Source organism: Streptomyces nodosus, assembly GCF_008704995.1.
Classification (GTDB): Bacteria; Actinomycetota; Actinomycetes; order Streptomycetales; family Streptomycetaceae; genus Streptomyces; species Streptomyces nodosus.
Window position 1 is genome coordinate 2,485,431 of record NZ_CP023747.1, and the last position, 21,799, is coordinate 2,507,229.

The 21,799-nt window shown below is 69.8% G+C and carries 19 protein-coding genes and 1 tRNA gene; 7 read left to right on the forward strand and 13 right to left on the reverse strand.

Features of this window, described 5'->3' with window-relative positions:
- Window positions 1-39: 39 nt before the first annotated feature.
- Entirely contained in the window at window positions 40-906 is an 867-nt protein-coding gene (locus tag CP978_RS11310) for an SDR family oxidoreductase (protein ID WP_043439986.1), read from the reverse strand.
- Between the two features lie 438 nt (window positions 907-1,344).
- Between CP978_RS11310 and CP978_RS11315 the strand changes: the two genes are divergently transcribed.
- Window positions 1,345-1,641, forward strand: coding sequence for a hypothetical protein (locus CP978_RS11315; RefSeq protein ID WP_043448422.1), 297 nt, complete (start codon window positions 1,345-1,347; stop codon window positions 1,639-1,641).
- A gap of 108 nt (window positions 1,642-1,749) precedes the next feature.
- Here the strand turns inward: CP978_RS11315 and CP978_RS11320 are convergent, their stop codons facing one another.
- Window positions 1,750-2,439: an HAD family hydrolase gene (locus CP978_RS11320; protein ID WP_043439988.1), complete on the reverse strand. Its 690-nt coding sequence runs from the start codon at window positions 2,437-2,439 to the stop codon at window positions 1,750-1,752.
- Window positions 2,440-2,702: 263 nt separating this feature from the next.
- Between CP978_RS11320 and CP978_RS11325 the strand changes: the two genes are divergently transcribed.
- Window positions 2,703-3,008 carry a hypothetical protein gene (locus tag CP978_RS11325; RefSeq protein WP_043439991.1) on the forward strand — a complete coding sequence of 102 codons (306 nt, stop codon included), beginning with the start codon at window positions 2,703-2,705 and terminating at the stop codon, window positions 3,006-3,008.
- 151 nt (window positions 3,009-3,159) lie between these two features.
- On the opposite strand, the gene CP978_RS11330 is transcribed toward CP978_RS11325, so the two are convergent.
- The 3 genes from CP978_RS11330 to CP978_RS11340 form a co-directional block, all read right to left on the reverse strand.
- Window positions 3,160-3,318, reverse strand: a complete 159-nt coding sequence (locus tag CP978_RS11330; protein ID WP_227745353.1) for a hypothetical protein — start codon at window positions 3,316-3,318, stop codon at window positions 3,160-3,162.
- Between the two features lie 469 nt (window positions 3,319-3,787).
- Window positions 3,788-4,330: a flavoprotein gene (locus CP978_RS11335; RefSeq protein ID WP_043439992.1), complete on the reverse strand. Its 543-nt coding sequence runs from the start codon at window positions 4,328-4,330 to the stop codon at window positions 3,788-3,790.
- The gene (locus CP978_RS11340) at window positions 4,327-5,538 is read right to left on the reverse strand and encodes a helix-turn-helix domain-containing protein (RefSeq protein WP_043439993.1); all 1,212 of its coding nucleotides are present in this window, start codon (window positions 5,536-5,538) and stop codon (window positions 4,327-4,329) included. Before CP978_RS11340 ends, CP978_RS11335 begins: the two co-directional genes overlap by 4 nt.
- Before the next feature lie 716 nt (window positions 5,539-6,254).
- Here CP978_RS11340 and CP978_RS35595 point away from each other — a divergent pair.
- Window positions 6,255-6,836, forward strand: coding sequence for a hypothetical protein (locus CP978_RS35595; RefSeq protein ID WP_043439995.1), 582 nt, complete (start codon window positions 6,255-6,257; stop codon window positions 6,834-6,836).
- On the opposite strand, the gene CP978_RS11355 is transcribed toward CP978_RS35595, so the two are convergent.
- Window positions 6,833-7,237: a hypothetical protein gene (locus tag CP978_RS11355; protein WP_043439996.1), complete on the reverse strand. Its 405-nt coding sequence runs from the start codon at window positions 7,235-7,237 to the stop codon at window positions 6,833-6,835. The genes CP978_RS35595 and CP978_RS11355 overlap by 4 nt on opposite strands.
- A 256-nt stretch (window positions 7,238-7,493) precedes the next feature.
- Window positions 7,494-7,568 (reverse strand) — tRNA-Val (locus CP978_RS11360).
- Window positions 7,569-7,732: 164 nt separating this feature from the next.
- Here CP978_RS11360 and CP978_RS11365 point away from each other — a divergent pair.
- Entirely contained in the window at window positions 7,733-8,518 is a 786-nt protein-coding gene (locus CP978_RS11365) for a DUF4097 family beta strand repeat-containing protein (protein WP_052454083.1), read from the forward strand.
- A gap of 103 nt (window positions 8,519-8,621) precedes the next feature.
- The gene (locus tag CP978_RS11370) at window positions 8,622-10,247 is read left to right on the forward strand and encodes a coiled-coil domain-containing protein (protein ID WP_376697921.1); all 1,626 of its coding nucleotides are present in this window, start codon (window positions 8,622-8,624) and stop codon (window positions 10,245-10,247) included.
- 31 nt (window positions 10,248-10,278) lie between these two features.
- On the opposite strand, the gene CP978_RS11375 is transcribed toward CP978_RS11370, so the two are convergent.
- The 3 genes from CP978_RS11375 to CP978_RS11385 all read right to left on the reverse strand — a co-directional run bounded on the left by CP978_RS11375 (window position 10,279) and on the right by CP978_RS11385 (window position 15,128).
- Window positions 10,279-11,472: an amidase domain-containing protein gene (locus CP978_RS11375; protein WP_227745355.1), complete on the reverse strand. Its 1,194-nt coding sequence runs from the start codon at window positions 11,470-11,472 to the stop codon at window positions 10,279-10,281.
- Window positions 11,473-11,595: 123 nt separating this feature from the next.
- On the reverse strand, window positions 11,596-12,873 hold the full coding sequence (locus CP978_RS11380) for a polysaccharide deacetylase family protein (protein WP_043439999.1): 1,278 nt from the start codon (window positions 12,871-12,873) through the stop codon (window positions 11,596-11,598).
- 53 nt (window positions 12,874-12,926) lie between these two features.
- Window positions 12,927-15,128, reverse strand: coding sequence for a transglycosylase domain-containing protein (locus CP978_RS11385; protein WP_079162510.1), 2,202 nt, complete (start codon window positions 15,126-15,128; stop codon window positions 12,927-12,929).
- A 562-nt stretch (window positions 15,129-15,690) separates the two neighbouring features.
- Between CP978_RS11385 and CP978_RS11390 the strand changes: the two genes are divergently transcribed.
- Window positions 15,691-15,912 carry an FmdB family zinc ribbon protein gene (locus tag CP978_RS11390; RefSeq protein WP_043440000.1) on the forward strand — a complete coding sequence of 74 codons (222 nt, stop codon included), beginning with the start codon at window positions 15,691-15,693 and terminating at the stop codon, window positions 15,910-15,912.
- A gap of 218 nt (window positions 15,913-16,130) precedes the next feature.
- On the opposite strand, the gene CP978_RS11395 is transcribed toward CP978_RS11390, so the two are convergent.
- From CP978_RS11395 to CP978_RS11405, 3 genes are read right to left on the reverse strand one after another with little or no spacing between them, the layout of a single operon-like run.
- Window positions 16,131-16,943, reverse strand: coding sequence for an HAD family hydrolase (locus tag CP978_RS11395; protein WP_043440001.1), 813 nt, complete (start codon window positions 16,941-16,943; stop codon window positions 16,131-16,133).
- Window positions 16,940-19,495 (reverse strand): phosphoribosyltransferase, encoded by a 2,556-nt coding sequence (locus CP978_RS11400; RefSeq protein WP_043440002.1) that lies wholly within the window; start codon window positions 19,493-19,495, stop codon window positions 16,940-16,942. Before CP978_RS11400 ends, CP978_RS11395 begins: the two co-directional genes overlap by 4 nt.
- A gap of 51 nt (window positions 19,496-19,546) precedes the next feature.
- Complete coding sequence (locus tag CP978_RS11405; protein WP_043440004.1) at window positions 19,547-20,713, reverse strand: HpcH/HpaI aldolase/citrate lyase family protein; 1,167 nt, start codon at window positions 20,711-20,713, stop codon at window positions 19,547-19,549.
- A 185-nt stretch (window positions 20,714-20,898) separates the two neighbouring features.
- Here CP978_RS11405 and CP978_RS11410 point away from each other — a divergent pair, with 185 nt between their 5' ends.
- Window positions 20,899-21,765, forward strand: coding sequence for a TerD family protein (locus CP978_RS11410; RefSeq protein WP_043440005.1), 867 nt, complete (start codon window positions 20,899-20,901; stop codon window positions 21,763-21,765).
- Window positions 21,766-21,799: the final 34 nt, after the last annotated feature.

Consider the following 21,799-nt stretch of genomic DNA (forward strand, 5'->3'; position numbering starts at 1 on the left):
CGCTTGGAGCGCGGCCGCTCATCGGCGACCGGGGGAGGATCAGTCGGCGACCGGGGTCTCGGGCTTCATCTCGTACGAGTTCTGGAGGGCCTGGGGCCGAGTCCCCAGTCCGTCCGTGACCTTGCGCTCCCACGGAACCTGCTGGAGGCGCTTGGTCTCCTCGATCATCGACTTGGGCTCCAGATTGCGATAGCTGTCGACCTCGCCGGCGGCTACCGCGGTCATGGTCGCGTACACCGGCTCAGGGTCGAACTGCGCTCGGGGGAATGCGAGTTCCGCGTAGTCGAAGAGCCGCTCGGACGGGTCGTCCTCCCAGCTCTCCCAGGTCTGGAACATGCGGTCGTTGAAGCCGGTCAGGAAGGGTCCGGGGTTGATGGTTGCGACCTCGATGCCGAATTCCTGCAGCTCATACGCCATGGTCTCGGCAATGGCCTCGACGGCGTGCTTGGAGGCGGAGTAGATGCCGGTGAAGGGATTGACGTTCAGGCCCTCCCGGGAGGAGACCCAGACGATGCGTCCGGCGCCCCGCTTGACCATCTGCTTCGCGATCCCCTGAGTGAGAAGAAGCGGCCCGACGACATTGACCTCGAACTCGTGGCGGATGTTGCGGGCGGGGATGTCGACGGTGGAGCCGCCCTCGCCCACGCCCGCGTTGTTCACCAGGATCTCGACATTCCACGCCAGCGCCTTCCGTCGATCGCCGTCATGGGTGACATCCAGTTTCTCTACCTGAAGTCTCACTCCCCGTTCGGCCGCTTGGCGCTTGAGCGTCTGGACCTGCCCGTAGATCTCCACCGCCGCGATGACCTCGAAGCCCTTCTCCGCCAGCCGCATGGCGACCTCGTGCCCGAACCCGGACCCCGCACCGGTGATGAGCACCTTTCTCAGTTCCGCCGTACCGGCCATGGTGAGGGGATTCCCTTCGGATTGAGCGACAGTCGATGGCGGAACCAGCCCACGCGACGTCGAGCTGCGCGCTCGACCACGACGGCCTCTTTGACCGTTTCGCCGACGAACGGGCCCATTGTCGGACGGGGCTCACTTCCCTCGACGTCGCGCCACGCGCCACCGATCCACAATGGGCACGGATGGATGGCGCTGACCCAGCACCTCCTCGACTCCTCAACCGGAGGACCCGCGGTATCTCATGAACGGCCGTGAACATTGCCGAACGGGACTGAATGCGACGGAAACCGAGACGGTCTGTGGCTCGACTGATCGCCGCTGCCTGTCGGCGACCACGAGGACGACGCGGTGGCGATAGGGGCCACTGAGCACCCCCGCACGGCCCCCTGTGCGACGATCAGGCCCGCGTGACGGGACACGCGAATGGAGGGGCGGGACATGGACTGGTTCTTTGTCGGCGCGGCTGCGGTGGGCTTTGGCCTGTTGGCTGTGGGCGGCGTCCTGGCGTTGGCCACCGGTTGGCTGGCGCCGTGGCTGCGAGGCCGCGTAGTTCGGCCGGACCTGTGGGGGTACGGGACGGTGTCGCTGGCCGCGGGCCTGGCGACGGTCATGTCCTTCAAGATGGCAGTGGATTCGGAGATCGTGCTGGATACGCTCTTCGTCCTCGCCATGGCGTTGGTCATTCTGGGCGGCCTGCTTCAGAGACGCTCGCTGCGTCGCCCCACAGACCAGTAACCGCCCGGCCTTTCGGCTGTTCTACGTCGACTTCAAGAACGACAAGTCCACGAGCGACGACCCCGAGACGGCCCAGGAGGGTGCGTAAGTCCCTGGCCTGCGCATAGGTCAGCACCCGAAGGACAGGTCCAGCAATTGCGTCAGGGAAGTGATGGAAGGCACGCCCGGGACGGCCGAGTCCCGGCATAGCGCGCGTCCGGCATAGCCGAGCCTGATGGCCGCTGCCACCAGTTCGGGGTCGTCGTCGACGAACAGACATTGCGCAGGAGCGAGGCCCAGCGCTGTGCTGGCGTGATGGTACATACATGGGTCCGGCTTGTTGCAGCCAAGGACGGCTGAGATCGCGTACGCCTCGAAGAAGTGGCTGATCCCGAGCCCGGCGTGAAGGTCGGGCAGGTTGGGCCAGGCATCCGAGACCACGGCCATCCGCACTCCCCGCCGGTTCAGCCCTTCCAGGGTCTCTTCGACGTCCGGGTAAGTCTCCAAAAACGTCGACGGTGGAACGTCGCGCCGCAAGTCGGCCAGCAACTCCGGGGTTGCGTCCACGCCGAGATGACAGAGCACCACCCGGTGGTAATCGTCGTACTCGGGTGTTGATGACGAGGCAGAGAAGACGTGATCACCCGCAGCGATGGCCGCAGCGAACTGCTGCGGTGTGAGGGACGAGGCATGAGCGAGGACGGTCTCCTCGAAATCGGCTCGCGGGTTCCAACGTCCACCGATCGGCTGCATCAGAACACCGCCCGAGTCGAAGAGAACAGCACGGAGCGCGGTGGCAGAGGCTGGACTGGTCGTCATCCGCCCAGTCTGGTGAACAGAGGCAACAAGCACCCGGACGATGCTCAGAACTTACTCAAGAATCGTACTGATCTGCGGGTTCAGTGGAATCGTGATCGCTTCAACCAGCGGCATGGTTGATCGTTCTACGAGAGGTGGAGGCCGTGATCGTCGGGAAGCACCAGCAAGCCCTACATGTCCTTGCGGGGCTGGCCCTGGCTGGGGTGCTTACTGGTTGCAGCTCGATGACGGACGACAGTTCCGCAACGCCGCAAGGGGTCTCCGTGACCGTGATCAACGACGGGCACGAAGACATACAGCTCTTCGGCTGCCCGCACTGCACGGACAAGGGCGTCCGCCTGGTCGGCGACCCCGACGGACTGCGGCCACGCCGCGGCGCCGGCAGCTATTTCGGTTGGACGGAGACGCGTCGCTGGCCGGTGAAATACACCGTGTCCCTGCACGGCGTCACCTCTGTCTGTCCCGCCACGGCCAACCCGATGCCCGACGTCTCCCGCGACTTCTCCGTCACCTACGACGTGACGGACGCCGGGAAATGCCTGCTCCTCACCAGGGGCGTCGACGGCTGAACATTGGACAGGGCGTGGAGCGCTTTTACAGTCCGCAAACAGGGTCGGTTCCTTGCCTGATCAGCGGGCGCCCCAGACTCCGGGGAACAAGGGCGGACGCCCGCGGAACAAGTAGTGCCTGAGACCGGAACCGAGACCGCGGCGCCCCTGGTTACTTGTCCGCCCGATACAGCTCGATGTCCTTGTTGACAAAGAGGTGGACGTAGCCGCAGCTCCAGCAGATCAGGCCGGTGGCACTCTCGTTGGCCCAGGCCAACTTCATGAACTCCATGCCAGCGCTGTTGAGCAGGACTTCCCGCTCTCGGAACACGTCTCCTTGGCAGACCTGGCAGGTGAGCCAGACTTCCCCCAGTGCTGCACGTACCGGCTTTGCCATCGAGTGAACGCCCCCGTCCTTGCCGTGTGGACGGAACAAGACTACGGGGCGGCGCGAGCCACTCACAGCCCCGGTGACCGTAGCCCCGTCGCCCACCCGGACGACGGGGCGTCGTCACGTCTACCGTTCGGGAGGGACTCGAACCTGCACCCGCTCATCCTGACCGTCCCACCGGGCGAAGAGCTGCGGCAGGATCGGTAGTCCCATCGAACCCGCCATCAGGAACTCAATAGTCTCTCCTTGATTCAACGACACCTCGCCAGTGCCTCTCAGCCGGAACACGGCAGGGAGTTCCTCATACTGGAAGAGACCGTGCGGCCCCCTCTCGCCTTCGGGCGGGAGGGGGCCGCTTCGTCATGTCTAGGGATCGACAGTTTGACCATCTCGACCTGGGCCAGCGATGTCAGGCCCTGGCCAAGTGCCGCACGCCAGTGAGCGCCTTCCCCCACGGGAACGCCTTGGGGTTTCCCTGCTTCGGAGGGTGCGACGCGTATCCGTCCGGCCCGTCGAGCACGACGACGCCCTGCTCGCGCAGCGCAGCGATCGACCGCGCCACTGCGGGCTGTGCGGCTTGGGCCTGGTTGAAGTACGGCATCGTCACAACGGGCACACCCATGTGTGTTGCCTCCGACGGAATGCCGATCGCCACGGTGTCCGCGATGCCCGCGCCCCACTTGTTCAGCGTGGTGCACGACAGCGGTGCCACCAGCATCGCGTCCGCCTTCGGCAACACGTCCCTCTCCCAAGGCATCTTGTAGCGCGAACGCACCGGATGCCCGGTCAGCTCGACAAGTTCCTGCATGCGCAGCTCCCACCAGCTTGCCGCAGACGGGGTGAGGATGAGGCAGACGTTCCACCCGTCGGCTTGGGCGGCTCGCACGCCGTCGTCGATGTACTGGGTGGGCCCTGCAGCGCAGGCGATGAGGTACAGGACTGGAGTCGTCATGCGCGGAGTCCACAACGTTCGGCCAGCGCACGCAACTCGTTCCCAGGACGGGGGGTTGCGCCGACGAGGTCCTTGACCAGGTTCACGGTGTCGGGCCTGCCCCGTACCTCCTCGGGCGCCAGCTTGTCAGCCTCCAGGAGTTCCTCCGCCGCAGTGCCCTTGCGCCGTGTCAAGAGCGAAGCCCGTGCCATCGCGACGTGATGGCCGGCCTGCCGTTCCCGAGACATCCCAGCGAGCGCTTCCTGGCTCACCTCGTCGGCGGCTTCGAGTGCCGACCAGCCGTCCTCGAAGCGGATCAGCATGTCCACCCGGTGCAGCCCGACGTTGGTCGGACCGAACATCGTCCAGTCTTCATCGCGGTCGCCTCCCTGCCGTTCGGCGACGTCTGCGGCCTCGTTCACGAAGTCCGTGGCCGCCTGCACCCGAGCGGTGGTGCGTTCCTGCGAGGACGCGGCGAGGGCGGCGGACAGGTACAGCATGCCGAGGGTGGACAGGCCGAGCGGCCCCTGCTCGGTCAGCCCGCCTTCGAGCCGCCGGGCGGCAGCCGTCGCGAATAGAACGGCCGTTTCAGGCCGCTGCTGGTACACCAGGCTCTTCGCCACCCTCCGGGCCGCGGCCCCTATCTGCACTGGATCGCCAGACCGCTCCGCAGCGACCAGCGCACGGTCCGCGGCAAGGGCGGCCTGGATCGCGGTCGCCTCCCCGTACTTGTGCAGGTACGACGTCACCAGCTGGTAGACCCGGGACAGCACTGCCTGGGCTTCGGTCTGCTCGCCCACAGGGGCACTGTGCGCTGCCTGCCCGGCGCCGATGATCAGGTCGGGTAACTCGCGGGCGAGCGTTGCGTAGTGGCAGGCCTGGAACGCCTCGCAGCAGTAGCCGAGACGCCGCCGGAGGATGGCCGGTGCCGGCGGGTCAGTGGATGAGGGCGCCCCGTACAGGGCGTCGATGACGCCGAGGGCGTCGGCCGGCGGGGGGCTGACCGCGGGTGGTTCGGGCGGACTGTCTGTCAACAACTGCTCCAGGGTGATGCGCAGGACGTCTGCCGCGCGCACCAGTACTGACAGACGCGGGTCCTGTTGGCGCTTCCCGCCTTCGATGTCCTGCACCCAGCGCTTCGTCTGCCCCATGAGCTGGCCGAAGTCGGCCTGGGTGAAACCGCGCCGGTCACGCCAGTACGCGATGCGGCGGCCGATGCCAGTGTCCATTGCGTGTCCCCGAGCCAAGGCACGCACTGTGCGTGCCCACCACTCTTGTACCGCACCCTACGGTCCCGTGTGAGACGGATCACGCTGACCGTGGAGGCCTGACCATGCCGCCGGAGATTGCGAGCACTCCCACTCTCGACACCAGAGCGCTCGCCCTACTGCCGCTCCCTGACCGACTGACGGCAGAACAGGCCCGCGGCGCCGCCTGCGTCTGGTGCGGATCCCCTCTGACCACCGAGGCAGCGGTGCCCCTCGGCGACCGGCCGAGCCCTGCCGGCGTGCGCCAGTTCCCGCGCGCCTGCCGGCCCTGCACCGGCCCGCGGGCATACAGCGCGCTCCTCGACCACGCCCCCGGCTGCGAAGAGTGTTGCGCCAGCGCACCCGGGTGCACGATCGGCCATACCCTCAACCGGCTCATTCGGCAGGGCCGCCGATGAGGCTCTGCGACCGCTGCGGTGGGCGGATCACCCCCGACGAGGACTACCGGCCGTACGACATCCCAGCCGCGTCCGGGGCCGGTATCACCGTCTTCGTGCATGCCCGCCCGTGCAGACGGGCTCAGCTGCAGACCTCGCCGTCCGGCCAGCGCTCGCGCAGCCGCTGACGGACCTCAGCGTCGCCCCCATAAGCGCCGGCGCCTCCCCGGAGTGCACTGTCCCGCGGAGGCGCCGGTCATGCACCACCCGTCCATCCCGGCTCATCGAGAGAGGAACCTCATGTCCCACATCGAGTTGCCCGCGGCGAACGTCGTCGCAGACGCCTCGAAGGTCATCCTGGACGGCATCAAGGGGGACTCCCAGTTCCCCGCCTTCAGGGCCGCGTCCCTGGAGTACTCCGACGACTGGCAGTGCTTCACCGGCTTCCCGGTCGTGGCCAACTGGCACCTGGAGACGGACGCGGCGCCGCTGTTCGAGGAGGGCCTGCGCGCCCTGGCCCTCAAGGCCGCGGTGTACGCGCTCACCCACGACGACCAGACGGCGGAGATCCCCATCGCCGTGCCGGTCGACGAGCTGACGCACGCGATGCTCGCCCAGGCGCAGCTGCTGACCCGGATCGCGGATGCCCGCGGCATCAGCATCATCCACCAGACCGACCAGGAGCACACCGACTACCGCGCTGGCGGGTACACCCACGACTGCTACCGGCTGGCGTGGGGCGAGCCTCCGGCCCGGTACTGGCTGGACCACGAGGAGGTCGTGCGGCGGCGCGGTGTGCTGGCCGGGCTGTACCAGAGCATCGGCATGGGCCGCTCCGGTCGGGAGCACGCCCTCGACTTCGCCGAGCCGGTAGCGGTCTAGCCGAGCGCTGCGCGCAGCACCGCGGTGACGTCGGCATCGAGGTCGGCGGCGAGCAGGATCTGCGTCGCCTGCCGGATCACCTCGTCGCAGGCGTCCGGTGGTGCTGCGGTCAGCACCTGGCGAAGCCATGCGGGGACCTCGTCGGCCTCGGAGGGCGGCGGGGTCTCCCAGGGCAGCCTCAGGCCCTCGCCGGCGTACGGAGCGGCGGGGAGCCCGACTCGCTCGGGGTGCACGCACACGGGGATGCCGGCTGCGGTGAACCGGTGCCCGGTGGCAGGGTCGTAGGGGCAGTCACGGGAGGGACGTTCGACGACGTCGAACTTGCCGCCCGGGTGCCGCAGGGACGGGCACACTCCGCACACCGGTCGCCCGTCCCGGGCGAACGCGTCGCTCTCCTTCATCCCTGCACCACCTCGCTGCGATGGGCAGCAAGGTAGTCGACGAGAACCGGGCGCCACGCCTCATCCCGAGGAAGCAACCCGGTAGAGCCGGCCCCGCTTGTCCGCTCCCCCCCGTGGTGGATGGGCGGGGTCCACTCCCTCGTACGGGTTGAGGGCTATGCATGATCACCTGGGAATGTGGATTCCAAGTGGACTCCGGCCACAGGAGAGGCCTCCCGGGAAAATCCCCGAGAGGCCTCCGACCTGCTAACCAACCTGGTGGGCGCGGACGGTTTCGAACCGCCGACATCCGCCTTGTAAGGGCGGCGCTCTACCGCTGAGCTACGCGCCCGGGACGAGTCGACAGCAGCCTACATGGCCGGAGGGGATGCCCCGCAAACCCGTGTACGGGGGGATAACCCCACCCCGGATCCGGGAGCGGGCCGGATCCCGGCGGAGGCTGTGCATGCCTAGGGTCGAAGCACATCGGCTTCCATGCTCTCAGGGGGACACATCATGGCTCGTACGACGACGCGAACAGGCCATACCGGCACCATCCGGGCAGTCGCTGCCCTGGGGGTCGTCGCGGCGCTCCTGGTGACGGCCACCGCGTGCTCGGGCGACGCGGCGGACGACCCGCATCCGGATCACCGCGCCTTCGCCCTGCACGGACGTACGCTCACCGTCGACTCCCAGGACTCGGCGCTGGAGATGGTCCCGGCCGATGTGAGCCAGGTCAAGGTCACCCGGTGGTTCCGGGGGAACGTGTTGGTCGGCGGGAATCCCCGGGTGACCTGGGCCATGAAGGACGACCGGCTCGTGCTGCGGGTGAAGTGCTCCGGTGTGGTCGCGTCCTGCTCCGCCAAGCACCGGATCGAGGTGCCGCGCGGGGTCTCCGTGAAGGTCGAGAGCTCCGACGGGAGCGTGCGGGCACAAGGCTTCAAGGAGCCGCTGGACATTCGTTCCCGGGACGGTTCGGTGCGGGTGGCCGACAGCACCGGGCCGCTGACGCTGGCCAGCACGGACGGGTCGATCCATGCGTCGGGCGTGAGCGCACGCCGCGTGCACGCCACGACGCGGGACGGCTCGGTCCATCTCGAACTCGGCACCGTGCCCGATCAGGTACAGGCGAACGCCGTGGACGGCTCGGTCACGATCACGCTGCCCCGGGCCTCGTACCGCGTCAGCACACAGGCGCAGGACGGCTCGGTCCATGTGTCGGTCCCGAGAGATCCGGGCAGCTCCCATGTGGTCGACGCACACACACGAGACGGGTCGATCACGATACGGACGGCCGGATAACCGGAGGGTCCGGGCGGGGCTCGGTTCGGCCGGGGCGCACCGCGAACCGAACAGCTCGTGTGTTCGTCATCAACCGGTGGGAGAATGACACCGGGCAGGGCGGATGACAGCACGGGAGAGGGATGTGACGGCGACACCACCAGAGCCGTACACGCCGATTGCGCCATGTGCGCCTCACGACCGACCCCCGAGCGTTCGGTCCGCCCCGACGGTCATGTCCACATCCGGGGAACACCGGACGGACGGCCACGACGGCAGTCGCGCCAGAGGTCGGCGCCCCGCCGGTCCCGCCGGTCCCACCGATCCCGCAGGGGCGGCGCCTCGCGGCCTCCCCGACGGCGTCCGCGCCACCGGGGCGCCGCGGCCCGCGCCCCGTCGTACCGGCTCCGGCACCGGTGCCGGAGCCGGAGCCGCCCGGTATGCGCTCGCTCTCATCGCCGCGCCCCTCGTCGCCGCTCTGCTGCTCCCGGCGGCGTTCGCCGGTGGGGGTACGCGGCGGTGGTTCGGTGGGGGGCGGGCCGAGGGGCAGCGGGCTCAGGCCCAGGCCGCCAAGGACGCCGCCGCGGCCGCCTTCTACGAGCTGGACACCGCGCAGCGCGATCTGAGGATCTCGATCGAGACCATCGCCGCTGTCGACGACTCCCCTGCCGCCCGGCGCGCGATCAGCGGCTTCGAGGCGCTGGGACGGCGTATCGACGAGGTCAGTCACCGCTATATCGAGGCCGTCGACGCGCAGGACCTCGACCGGGTGGATCTCGACGCCTCCACCGCCTCCCGCGCCCGTGTCGACCTCACCGCTGCCAAGGACGAACTCAAGCGCGTCAAGCGGGAGCTGGACGGCTTCGGCGAGAGCCTGGGGCCGCTGCTGGGGAAGGCCGAGACCCAGCTCGCCCGGATCGCCCCGGCCGTGGAGCGCGCCCGCCAGGCTCTGCGCGGCGCCGGCGGCGCCCTGGACTCCGTACGGGCCTCGGGGCTCACGGCCGATGATCTTGCGGCCCGGCTGGCCGCTCTCGCCCCCGAGCTGACCAAGCTCAACGAGGGCGCGGGACAGCACGGCGCGACGGAGACCCTGGAGCGCGCCGAGCGGGTCGCACGGGAGGCCGAGGCGGTGCGCAGCCAGGCGGAGCGGCTGCCGGAGCGGGCCGCCGAGATCGACCATCGGCTGGTGTCCCTCCGTACCCGGGCGCAGGCACTGACCACCCGCGCCGGACAGGTGCGGCCGGTGCTGAGCGAGCTGCGCCGCAGGTTCACCGCGACCTGCTGGCAGGACCTCCAGCAGGTGCCCGAACAGGCGGACGAGGCCGTGCGGCAGGCCGAGCTGAAGCTGTCGGAGGCGCAGAAGGCGCGTGACGCCCAGCGCTGGCCGGACGCGACCTCGCTGCTGTCGACGGTGCGGTCGCTGCTGAACGCCACCGACGAGGCGGTGTCCGCGGCCGGCGACCGGCTGCAGCGGCTCAACGCCGTGCAGAAGGATCCACAGCAGGAGATCGAACGGACCCGGTTCGCGATCCGGGACGCCCAGCGACTGGCCATGGCGGGGCGGAACAGTCCCGATCCGCGGCACGCCCGCCCGCTGGACGACTCCGTGGCCCGGCTGAACCGGGCGGTCGCCACCCTGGAGGGCCGCCACCCCGACTACTGGCACTTCCTGACCGAGACCGAGGCGGTGCGGGGGACCGTGGCCGCCGTGGTCACGCGGATCCGCGAGGAGCGGGGAGCGGGCCACTGACGGCCCGCTCCCCGCTCCGGCGGGACATCGATCAGGTGCGGTAGGCGTAGTAGTACGCCGTCGGGTACGACGCGATGATGCTCGCCACCGACCTGTTGTAGGTGTTGGTGGAGTGGTACGTCAGATACGGCACGCCCTGCGGGCTGCGGTAGTTGACGATCATGGAGTGGTCCTTGGACCCGTCCCGGTCGAAGTCCACCTGCAGCACATCACCGACGTCCATCTGGTAGACGTTGGCGAGGCCGGTGGCCCGCTTCGAGGACAGCGCGAACCAGGAGAACTCGTTGACGCCCACGAACGAGTCCGACTGGATCTCGGAGTTGCCGAACCAGTTGTGGAAGTCGTACGTGTAGCCGGGGACATGCTTCCAGCCGCCGGCCTTCAGGGCCTGGCTGACGAAGTTGGTGCAGTCGCCTCCGGCCCCCGCCCCGTTGAAGTCCGGGTAGTCCGGGTTGTAGTTGTTCCAGTGCTTGGCCGCGTAGTCCGCCATGGCCTTGTAGTCGTAGCCGGAGGCGGTGAAGTTCTTCGGCGCGGCCGGAGCGGGCTGCGTGGTGGCCGAGCGGGTGGCCGACGGCGGGTTGCCGTCGTCGGCGGTGTCCGGTGCGACGGCCGGCGGCTCGGCGGGCTGGTTCACCGCGACGCCGTCATCGGTGTCACGGATGCCCGTCAGCTGCCAGTCGCCCTGCTTGTCGGCCTGGAACGTCAGCCGGTGGTGGGCCTGGAAGCCGGTGGTCTTCGGCTCGCCCCCCTTGGCCTTCGCATAGGTCAGGGTCGTGGTCTCGGTGACATCGACCGTGGCCTTGCGGCCCTTCACCCGGGTGGCGTCCAGGGCGACCTCGGTCTTGGCCGCGCTGTACTTCTCCCCCAGCTTCGCAAGGCGGTCCTTGCGGCCACGCAGCTCGGACAGCGCCGAGTTCTCCGCGCGGGACTGCTTCTGCGACAGCTTCACCTTGCCGGAGAAGCGGGACGTCTTGTGGTGGTGACGCCCCTTCTGCTGTGCGCTCGCGGTGCCGTCGACCAGCGCCTCGGTGCGGTCGGTGAAGACGGCGTCAGCCAGTTGCTGGAAGGTGGCCTTGGTCGCCGGATCCACCTTCGGGTCCTCGGCGACACTCGCCGCGCCCGCGCTCCAACTGGGCAGCATGGCCGCACCGGCGACGACCGAGGCGGCCGCTGCCGTGACTATGGCCGCACGGCTCCGCTTACGGCTCAATCTTCTTGATTTCAATGGTGTTCCCCTCTAGGCCGGTACACCGGTACCGGAGACGGCATCCTCGCACGCCATCTCCGGCCGTCTCGAAGGGGGTTGCGGGAGACCGGCCGGAACACGCCGTCCACGGGCGGCCGTCGGTCACTTCACCACGGTCGACCAGTCGGGCGACTGGGCGGGGTCCAGGCTGCGCAGCCGCTCCAGCGTCTCCGGCTTCTGCACATCGAGCCAGTCGGCGAGCTCCTTGAAGGACACGCACTTGACGTCCTTCTTGGTGCACACGCTCTCGACGACCTGGTCGATGGCCTTCATATAGATGCCGCCGTTCCAGTCCTCGAAGTGGTTGCCGATGAACAGAGGCGCACGGCTGCCGTAGTAGACGCGGTCGAATCCGGCCATATAGGAGTCGACGGTCTCCTGCTGCCACTCGGCGAACTTCGCCGGGTCGCCCTGGGTCTCGCCGTCCGACTGGTTGTAGAGGAAGTTGAAGTCCATGGACAGCCCCTGGTACTTGCCGCCCTCGTACGGGAGCATCTGCAGCGGGAAGTCCCAGATGCCGCTCTTCTTCGCCGGCCAGATCTGGAAGTCGCCCGCGGAACTGGCGTCATAGCGCCAGCCGTAGTCCTTGATGGCCGCCAGCAGGTTCTTCTGCCCCTCGAGACAGGGCGCGCGCCCGCCGGCCACCTCGTTCTTGAAGTTGAAGGGCAGCGCCGGTATGTCCGTGAAGCCCGTGTTGGTCTTCCACTTGTCGGCGAAGGTGAAGAACTGGTCGATCTCGCTCTTCCACTCCTCGACGCTCCAGTCTCCGCCGCCCTTCTCTCCGCAGAAGTGGCCGTTGAAGTGGGTGCCGATCTCGTTGCCGTCGTTGTACGCCTCGCGGAGCTGCTCCAGGGTGGTGCGGACATGCTCGCCGGTGGCGTAGTCGATGGCCGCGGCGCCCACCCCGTGCTGGGGCGGGTGGTAGAGGTCCTTCTTCTCCTTGGGCAGCAGATAGATGCCCGTGAGGAAGAACGTCATATGGGCGTCGTACCGCTTGGCCAGCTCCCGGTAGTGCGAGAAGAGATGGTCGTCGCCCTCCAGCGCGCCGTCCCAGGAGAAGACGACGAACTGGGGCGGTTTCTGGCCCGGCTTGAGCGGCTCGGCCTTCAACCCGCCCTTCTGCGGGCCGGTGTACGAGGTGGAGCCGTCGCCCAGGATCTTGGTCTTGCCGTCCCATTCCGGCGTCCGGCTGGGCTTGGGGCTCGGGCTGGGGCTCTGCCGGTCGCCGGCCGAGGCGGCCGGGGCCGGGTCGGAGTGCCGGGAGACCGCGAGGAAGGTCACGGTCACGGACGCGACGGCCAGCAGGCCCGCCAGGGTCATGTTCAGATGGCTGACACGGGGCGAGCGGGCACGGCGGCGACGGCCTTTGCTCTGAGTCATGGGCGGCTCGTTCTACGAGGAGGGGGGTGGGGGGCTGTGCTCGGCCGCCGAAGTCAGCCGAGCGGACTCACGGCCTTCGACCAGATGCCGTAGGCGACACCGTCGGCCGGGGTGCCGGCGAGTCCGTCCAGCGGCAGTGGTTCGAGGCTCTTGGACAGGTCCATGCGGTAGACGACGATCGCGGTCGACACGGAGGAGGCCGTGCCCACGTACCAGGAGGCGGTGTCGTCCTCGGTGGTTCCGGCCTTGCCGGCCACCTGCGCGGAGTCGGGGGCCGCGCCCGGGTGGGCGGTGCGGAAGGACTCCGCGAGCGCCTCGGTGACCTGGCGGGCCACCTCGGAGCCGACCGCCCGGTGGGGCTTGGGGGTCGCGAGGGCGACCGCGGAACCGTTGCGGGTGATGCGCCGCACCGAGTACGGCTCGGTGTGCGTCCCTTCCGCGGCGAAGGTGGCGTATCCGCTCGCCATCCGGATCGCGCTGGGCGTGGCGCTGCCCGTGGACAGCGTGGGCACCTGGGGTCCCATGCTGGAGGACAGCAGTCCGGCGGCCTCCGCCGTCTCACGCACCTTGGGCAGCCCGGTGTCCATGCCGAGCTGCATGAACGGTGTGTTCACGGACAGGGCGAGCGCCCGATGCAGACTGATGTTCCCGTAGGACTCGTTGCCGTCGTTGTGAGCGGCGACCTTTCTGCCGCTGCGGTCCCAGTAGGGGCCCTCGGGCGTGGTCACGGGTACGGCGTCGTCGCCGTCGTAGACCGACTCCGGGCCGACCGGGGTCGCCGGACCGTTCCGGGTCTTGTGGACCCCGTGCTCGAGCCCGGCCGCGTAGACGAACGGCAGGAATGCCGAACCCGCCTGGACGGTGGTCGCATTGGACTCGTTGTAGCCCTGCGTACGGTGGTCGGGGCCGCCGTAGACGGCGATGATCCGGCCGTCGGGGGCCACCGAGGCGGCGCCGTAGTGGGCGGCCTTCGCCAGGCCCGGGTTCTCCTTCTTGCCCTGCGCCCGGGCCTCGGTGACGGCCTTGGTGAGCGCCTCCTCCCGCTTGCGGTCGAACGTCGTGTAGATCTGGTAGCCGCCCAGGTCGAACTGCTGGTCCGAGATGTGTGCGGCCTTCTTCGCGTACTGCGAGACCAGCTCCACCAGGTAGTCGGTCTGGGTGCCGGTGTCATGGAGCGGGTTCTGCTTGAGCGGTTCGGGGAACTTCCGGTACGTGTCACGTTCGGCCTGCGACAGCTTGCCGATCTTGACCATCCGGTCGAGGGTCCATTCCCAGCGCTCCACCGCGCGGTCGCGGTTCGCCGCGTTCAGGGTGGGGTCGTACAGACCGGCGCCCTTGAGCAGGGAGGCGAGGAAGGCGGCCTCGCTCGCATTGAGCTCGTTCACGTCCTTGCCGTAGTAGGCCTGGGCGGCGCGCTGGATGCCGTAGGTGCCGCGGCCGAACCAGCTGGTGTTGAGATACCCCTCGAGGATCTTGTCCTTGCTCATCCGGTTGTCGAGCTTGAGGGCGATCATCGCCTCGGTGAACTTACGGCTCACCGTCTGGTTCTGGTTCAGATAGACGTTCTTCACATACTGCTGGGTGATGGTCGACCCGCCCTGGGTGTCGCCCTCGCCGACGGTGCGCCACAGGGCGCGGGACAGGCCCTTGAAGGAGATCCCGGGGTCGGAGTAGAAACTCTCGTTCTCCGCCGCCAGCACCGCCCAACGCACCTTCTCCGGTATGTCCTTCAGCGGCATCGCCTGCCGCTGCACCCAGCCGGTGCGGGCCATCGGAGTGCCGTCGGACCAGAAGTAGACGTTGTCCTGCTGGGTGGCGTAGGTGTTCAGGTTCTGCGGTATGTCCGTGGCGGCGTACGCGAAGACCAGGAAGAGGCCGCTCAGCCCGAAGGAGGCGAGCACGGCCCCCGTCCACTGCCGCCAGGAGGGCACCCAGCGCCGCCAGTCGGTGCGGCCCGGGCGGGGGTAGACCGGCCGGAGCTTACGGGCGTAGGGCGCGAGTCTCTCGGTGTACGGCGCCAGTCTGCCGGTCAGGTTCGCGACGACCCCGGTGCGGGCCGGGGGTTTCCGGTCGCTGCGGCGCTCGGGAAGTTGGCCGGTTTCTTCCGGCTGGAGCGTCCGCAGTTGCATGGTGGCGTCCGGGGCCGGCGGCTCCGGACGCTTCAACTGCATGGTGACGTCCGACGCCGGAAGCTCCGGACGCTCCGCACGCGCGGCGGAATCCCCCTTCGGGGCTGGCGGCAGCTTCAACTGCATGGTGACATCGGACGCCGGGAGCTCCGGACGCTCCGGCTGCGGGGCGGGATCGCCCTCCGGGGCCGGCGGCAGCTTCAACTGCATGGTGACATCGGGTCCCAGAGGCTCCGAGGGCTTCTCGGCCTCGGTCTCGGTCCCGGTCTCGGTCTCCGTACGGCGGGACCAGGGGCGCTTCGATGCCGCGCGGCGGCGATGCGAGCGGCCGCCGTCGTCGTCCTTAGTCACGGCGCCCTCCGGGGCAAGAACCGCCCAGGGGTCGCCGGCCACCTATTCGATGCCAGGCCTCGGTCACGACTGCGTCTCCCTCCGCACTCCGGGTTGCGCGCGCGGGTAGATGCAGCGGCCGCATATGCGGCTGCGAGCCCCCCTCCCGACTTTGCGGCTCATCGCGGCTTCCATAAATTATCAGCGTCCCCTGTGACATCTTCGCCCAGGAACCGGCCAGAACCAGGCTGAACGAAGAGAGTTGAGGACATCCGAAGGAGATGACAGGGAATTCGTGAACATGTACACGCCCATCGAGGTCCTGTGACCGGCAGGGGTCGGCCGATACTCTGTGCGCATGCCTCGCTATGAGTACCGCTGCCGTGCCTGCGGAGACACGTTCGAACTGAGCCGGCCGATGGCGGAGTCCTCCGCTCCGGCGTCCTGTCCCCGGGGTCACGAGGACACGGTGAAGCTGCTGTCCACGGTCGCGGTCGGCGGCACCGCGTCCACCCCCGCACCGGCCCCGCGAGCGGGCGGCCCGGCGGGCGGCTGCTGCGGCGGAGGCTGCTGCTCCTGACCCAGCGGTCACCGTCCCGGGCCACCTCCGGCCCGGGACGCCGCGCACCCCGGCCGGTTCGGCATCGCCCCGAGTCATCTGCCTCGTCATGTCCCTCGGTACGTCCCCGGACCGCCTCCCGCTCGACGGCACCCGCCCCGGGCCACCGCCCCGCACAACCGGAGGCGGTCGGTCCGCCACCGACGCGCCCGGGGTCCCCCTCCCCGGACCGGGGCCGTTCAGCTGTCCTTCGTCGCCTTCAGGAACTCCCGCAGGATCCGCTCCCCGGCCATCACACCCCGCTCCGGCAGGGCGCTGATCCCCGGCGCCGTCCAGTCGGCCTCGGCCAGTTCCCCGTGGCCCGGGCGCCAGCCGCGGTCCGCCGCGAGCAGCAGGTCCGCGTCGAGCAGCGAGTCCCCGGCGGCCAGCGTGAGCGTGGCCCCGGTGCGCCGGGCGACCTCGCGCACGGCCGCGCCCTTGGTGAGCGGCCCCGGTACCGCGTAGATCTTGCGGCCCTGCAGGGAGACCGTCCAGCCGCGGGTCTCCGCCCAGCCGTTCAGTTCCTTCACCCACTCCTCGGGCAGCAGCTCCCGCTCCACCACGAGATAGGCGAACAGGTCCTCGGCGACCCGCTGCTTGCGCAGCCAGGCCGGGTCCGCGGTGGCCGCGAGATGCGCGCAGACCTCCTCCAGCGGTGCGCACTCCTCGGCGAGCCGGGCGAGCACCGCCGCATGCCAGTCGAGGTCCCAGACGCCGTCGACCAGCAGATGGCCGCCGTTGGCGCAGATCGCGTACGCGGGTCCTGGACCCGGCAGATTGATCCGCTGGTACTGCTTGCGGGTGCGGGTCGTGGTGGGCACGAACACCGCCCGGTCCCCGAGGTCCGTGAGCAGCCCGGCCGCGGTCTCGGTCATGTACGACAGCGGCTTGCTCTCATGGACCTCGACACACAGCAGCCGGGGCGCCCTCGGGTCCGGCATGGTGAGCGCGAGCGCGGCGGAGGAGTAGATCAGCGTACGGTCGAGATCGCTGGCGACCAGGACGGGGCTCATCCGGTCACCGCCCTGCCGTCGGCACCGGTGGCGCCCCGGGTGTACTTCGGGTGGATCAACCCGACACAGCTGTAGGGGAGTTCCCGGACCTCCTCCACGGGTACACCGCGCTGCTCGGCCAGCAGACGCACATGGTCGAGGTCGGCGCCCGCCCCGGACCGCGCCAGGATCTTCCAGGGCACCCGGCGCAGCAGCACCCGTGTGGTCTCGCCGACGCCCGGTTTGACGAGGTTCACATCGTCGATGCCGTACTCCTTGCTGATGCGTTCCACCGCCGCCCAGCCCTCCCAGGTCGGCGTGCGGTCGCCGGAGAGCAGTTCCCGCGTCTGTGCGGCGACCGCCTCCTCGACCTCGGCGAAGCGGGCGGAGACGGTGTCGAGGAAGGCGACCGAGACATCGGCCCCGGCGAGTTCGCGGTAGAACTTGGCGCCGTGGTAGTCGTGCGGTCCGACCAGGTCGGACCGCAGCACCGTACGCGAGATCAGCCCGGAGACCGTGGAGTTGAGGCAGGCGGAGGGGATCAGGAAGTCCTCCCGGGTGCCGTAGGTCCGCACGCAGGAGCCCGGGTCGGCCAGCACCGCGATCTCCGGGTCGAAGCCGGTGACGCCGTCGGCGGCCTCGAACTCCCTTATCGCCTCGGCCAGTTCCCGGGTGATGGCGCCCTTGCCCGTCCAGCCGTCGACGAAGACCACATCGGAGGGGTCGTACCGGTCGGCGAGATAGCGCAGCGCATTGGCGTCGATGCCGCGGCCGCGCACGATCGAGACGGCGTAGTGCGGCAGATCGAGGCCGTGCCGTCGGCGGGCCCAGCGGCGCATCAGTACGCCGACGGGAGTGCCGGCGCGGGCCAGCGAGACCAGGACGGGGCGCCGGGCGGGCGCGCCCCCGCTCGCGTCGGCCGCACCGGGGAAGCGCTCCGCGAGGACGGTCTCGGTGACCACGCCGACGGCCCGCGCGATACGGGTGGCCGAGGTCTCCAGCGCCGCGTGGAACAGCTCCTGGTAGTGCTCGCTCGGCTGGTACTCCACCGGCAGCGACTCGGCGTAGTGCGCGCCGCCGTTCTGGATCGCCTCCTCGCGTTCCTCGGTCGGCGCCTCCAGGGTGACGTCCGAGAGGTCCTGGAGCAGCCAGCCGACCTCGTCGGGCGGGTACGAGGAGAAGGCGGGACCCCGGAGGGGCTCGGGCAGCATGGCGGGCCTTTCGGAAGCGTGCGGGGGCGCGGGGACGTGAGCGGGCACGACCGCGAGCAGGACGTGCGGGGTGTGGGCGGCGAGCCGGTCCAACAGGCCGCCGGGAGCGTGCAGTCGGGGCGTGTCGCCCGCGGAGTCCACGACCGTGACGACGGCGTCGAAGCCGGCGCCCGCGACGTTGTAGGCATAGCGCTCGCCGGGGCCGTCGGCCGGATCGTCATGGGCGGGGAAGACGATCCGGCTGCGTATCGCGTATCCGGGGTCGTCGACGGCGAGGACGGGCGAGCGGGTGGTCGTGGAGCAGCTGACCTCGGCGGGAACGATCTGCTCCAGTTCGCGGGCGAGGCGGAGCGGTGCGTACATCAGCTCCTCGGAGCCCAGGACCAGCACCCGCCGGGCCCCGTCCGGCAGGGCCTCGGCGAGCCGGGCCGCCATGGCGGGCAGCGCGCCCTCCAGCCGGAGCCGGTGCTCGGGGGTGAAGCCGTGCCGTCCTCCGTCGGGCAGCCCGCGGGGCCAGCCGAGGGCGACCCGGACGGCCCGCCCGGGGTGCCACGGGTCCGCTCCGGCCCAGGGCGTGACACCGGGCGCCACGCGCTGAGCCGGGAGGCCCTCCTCGGCCGGTGCGGGGTCGGTGCCGTGCGGGGCGGCCTCGTACCGCGCGACCAGGGCCTGCCCCTTCTCCAGTACGCCCTCCGGCAGCCTCACCGTGCCCGCGGCCGCGGTCACCAGATCCACCCGGGCGCCGGTCTCCCGGGCGAAGTCCTCCAGCCGCCCCCGGTCGGCGGGCGAGCGCATATCGACCAGGGCGACCACGACGTATCGTTTCCGCGGGTATCGCCGATGCAGTTCGCGGAGTGTGTTGATCACCGTGTTGCCGGTCGAGAACTCGTCGTCGACCAGGATCAGCGGTCCCTCGCCCGCCAGCAGTTCCGGGTCCTCGGGAAGCAGCAGATGCGAGGTGGCGTGGGAGTGGGACTCCTCGAAGCCGCCGGCCCGGGCGACGCCCTCGACCGGGCGGCGGGTGGAGTGCAGATAGGGCGCGGACCCCAGGCCGTCCGCGACACAGTGGCCCAGCCCGGTGGCGGTCTCCGCGTATCCGAGGACGACCGGGTCGCCGGTCTCTTCCCCGCCGTCGGCGCCCAGCAGGTCCCGCACCCGGCGGCCGAGCGCGAACCCGTGTCCGTAGACCACGGACGGGGACTGCGGGACATGCTTGCCCAGCACGTTCGACACGAGCAGATGCGCCCGCTTGGGGTTGCGCCGCAGCGCGAGCCCCAGCATCTCGCTGAGCCGTTCGTCGCCGACGAGCTCGACACCGAGCCGCTCGGCGACCCATGTCCCGGACCAGACCACGTTCTTCATCGGTTCCTTGTCAGTACGACGTCAGTACGACGGTTCGGCGGACGCCGACGCTCAGCCGGGGAGTCCCGCGGCCAGCAGTTCCACGAAGCCGATGTCCTCGCCCGCCACGCCGAAGACCTCGGCGCGCTGCAGGGTGCGCTCGGCCCAGGCGCGGTGCGGCTTCACCTCGTTCATCTTGTTGGTGTACGCGGAGCGCAGCACTCCGCCACCCAGACGCTCGGGCCGCAGGATGTCCTGGGCGTCGCTGAACTCCTCATGGCTGACGACCGACAGCGCGTGCACGGGCATCACATGCGAGGGATGGATGCAGGTCTTGCCGAGCAGTCCGTTGGCCCGGTCCAGGGAGATCTCACGCAGCAGCCCGTCCATGTCGTGCTGGATCAGGCTCTCTCGCAGTTCCTCGACCTCGCCCTCCAGGAAGGGGCTGCGCCGCAGCTGGGGCTTGAACATCCGCTCCTGCACCCGGAAGTACTCCCACACGGGACCCGTCACGGTGAACCCGGTGCCGTCCACGCGCCCGAGGACATTGACCACGTCGGCTATCACCGAGGCGACGATCTGGACGTCGTAGGCGGTCATGTCGGGCGCCCGGCGCAGGCCGTACGAGGAGCAGAAGTCGGTGACGCCGAGACGCAGCGCCAGCACCCGGTCACGGTACTTGTCCACCGTGCGGAAGATGCCCTCCAGGGTCTCCCTGCGGGTCTCCAGATAGAGGAGGTCGGGCGACTCGAGGACGGGCATGGCGAACAGCCGGCGCCCGCTCGCCGCCTCGGCCCCGGTCAGCGCCTCCAGGAACGGAACGCCCCGCTCCTCGGTGAACTTCGGCAGCACGAAGCCGGACAGCAGCCGGACCGCGGGTCCGAGCCGGGCGACCAGGTCCGGGATCTGCTCCGGGGTCCGGACGCGGACGAACAGCAGCGGCGGCTCGGCGTCCGGGTCGGCGGCGAGCTCGGTGAGCTGCCGGACCAGGTTCTCCTCGGCGTCCACCACATCCGCGTCGTCGATCGAGTCCTCCAGGCACAGCACCATGGAGACCACACCGCGGCCCGCCTGCTTGATCACGTCCTCGACGAGGTGCGGCCGGGTCGCGGGGCTGTACAGCGTGGCGCCGAGGGCCGCCGCGAGCACCCGGGCGGGCGAGTCGGCCGTGAACACGGTCGGCTCACGGTGGAAGAGGCGCTGCCGCTCCTCGGGGGCGATGTGCCCGAAATGACGCATAAGACTCCCCCGTGGTACGGGACTGCCCAAAAAAAGGTGGCCGGTAATACTACGTAGAAGTCCATGTCATGGGTTCCCACCGGGCATGAAGTTCCGGTAACTCAGCTGTGTCGGCGTGCCGTCGGCGCCGGGCGGGGAGCGACCCCGCGTTGTCGTGACCTGGACCGGGAAGGCAGGATGACGCCATGACGCACGCGATGCTGAAGGGGTCGAACGTACCGCTCGAAGCCACGGCGGTACGAACGGTGCTGCGCTGGGCTCCGGGACAGGACGTCCCGGACGTGGACGCCTCGGCCCTGCTGCTCGGCCCCGACGGACGGGTGCGGTCGGACGAGGACTTCGTCTTCTACAACCAGCCCCGGCATCCCTCCGGGGCGGTGCGGCTGCTCGGCAGGAAGCAGGAGCCCTCCGGTCCCAGCGAGACGCTGCAGGCGGACCTGACGGGTGTGGAGCCCGGTGTGGGCCGGATCCTGCTGGTCGCCTCGGCGGACGATGTCGCCTTCGACCAGGTGCAGTCGCTGTGCATATGGGTGTACGACGCGGCCGACGCCGACGGGGAACCGCTCGCGTACTTCGACATCACTCCGGAGACGGGCGCGGAGACGGCGCTGATCTGCGGCGAGTTGTACCGGCGGGGCGAGGGCTGGAAGTTCCGCGCGCTCGGCGAGGGGTATTCCAACGGGCTGAAGGGCCTGGCGAACGACTTCGGCATCTCGGTCGACGAGTCGGAGGCGGCCCTGTCCGACGACGACCCCTCCGAGGAGGGCGAGGAGCCGGCGGCGGAAGAGAGCCCCGTCCCGGCGGCGCCCGAGGTGTCGGTGCCGTTGCCGCCGGAGCAGCCGGTGCCGCGGCAGCCCGCGTACGGCTACCCCCCGGAGCCCGCGACACAGCCCGCCTACGGCTACCCCCAGCCGGCCGCCCTCCAGGCGTACGGATATCCGCAGCCCCCGACGACCGCCGCGCCCGCGTACGGCTATCCGCAGCCGGCGGCCCTGCCGGCGGACCCGGACTTCCGGCTGCCGCCGCAGGGGCCGCAGTTCATCGGCCGCTAGCGGCAGGCGGCGCGGTCCGCCGGGCCCGTCGCGG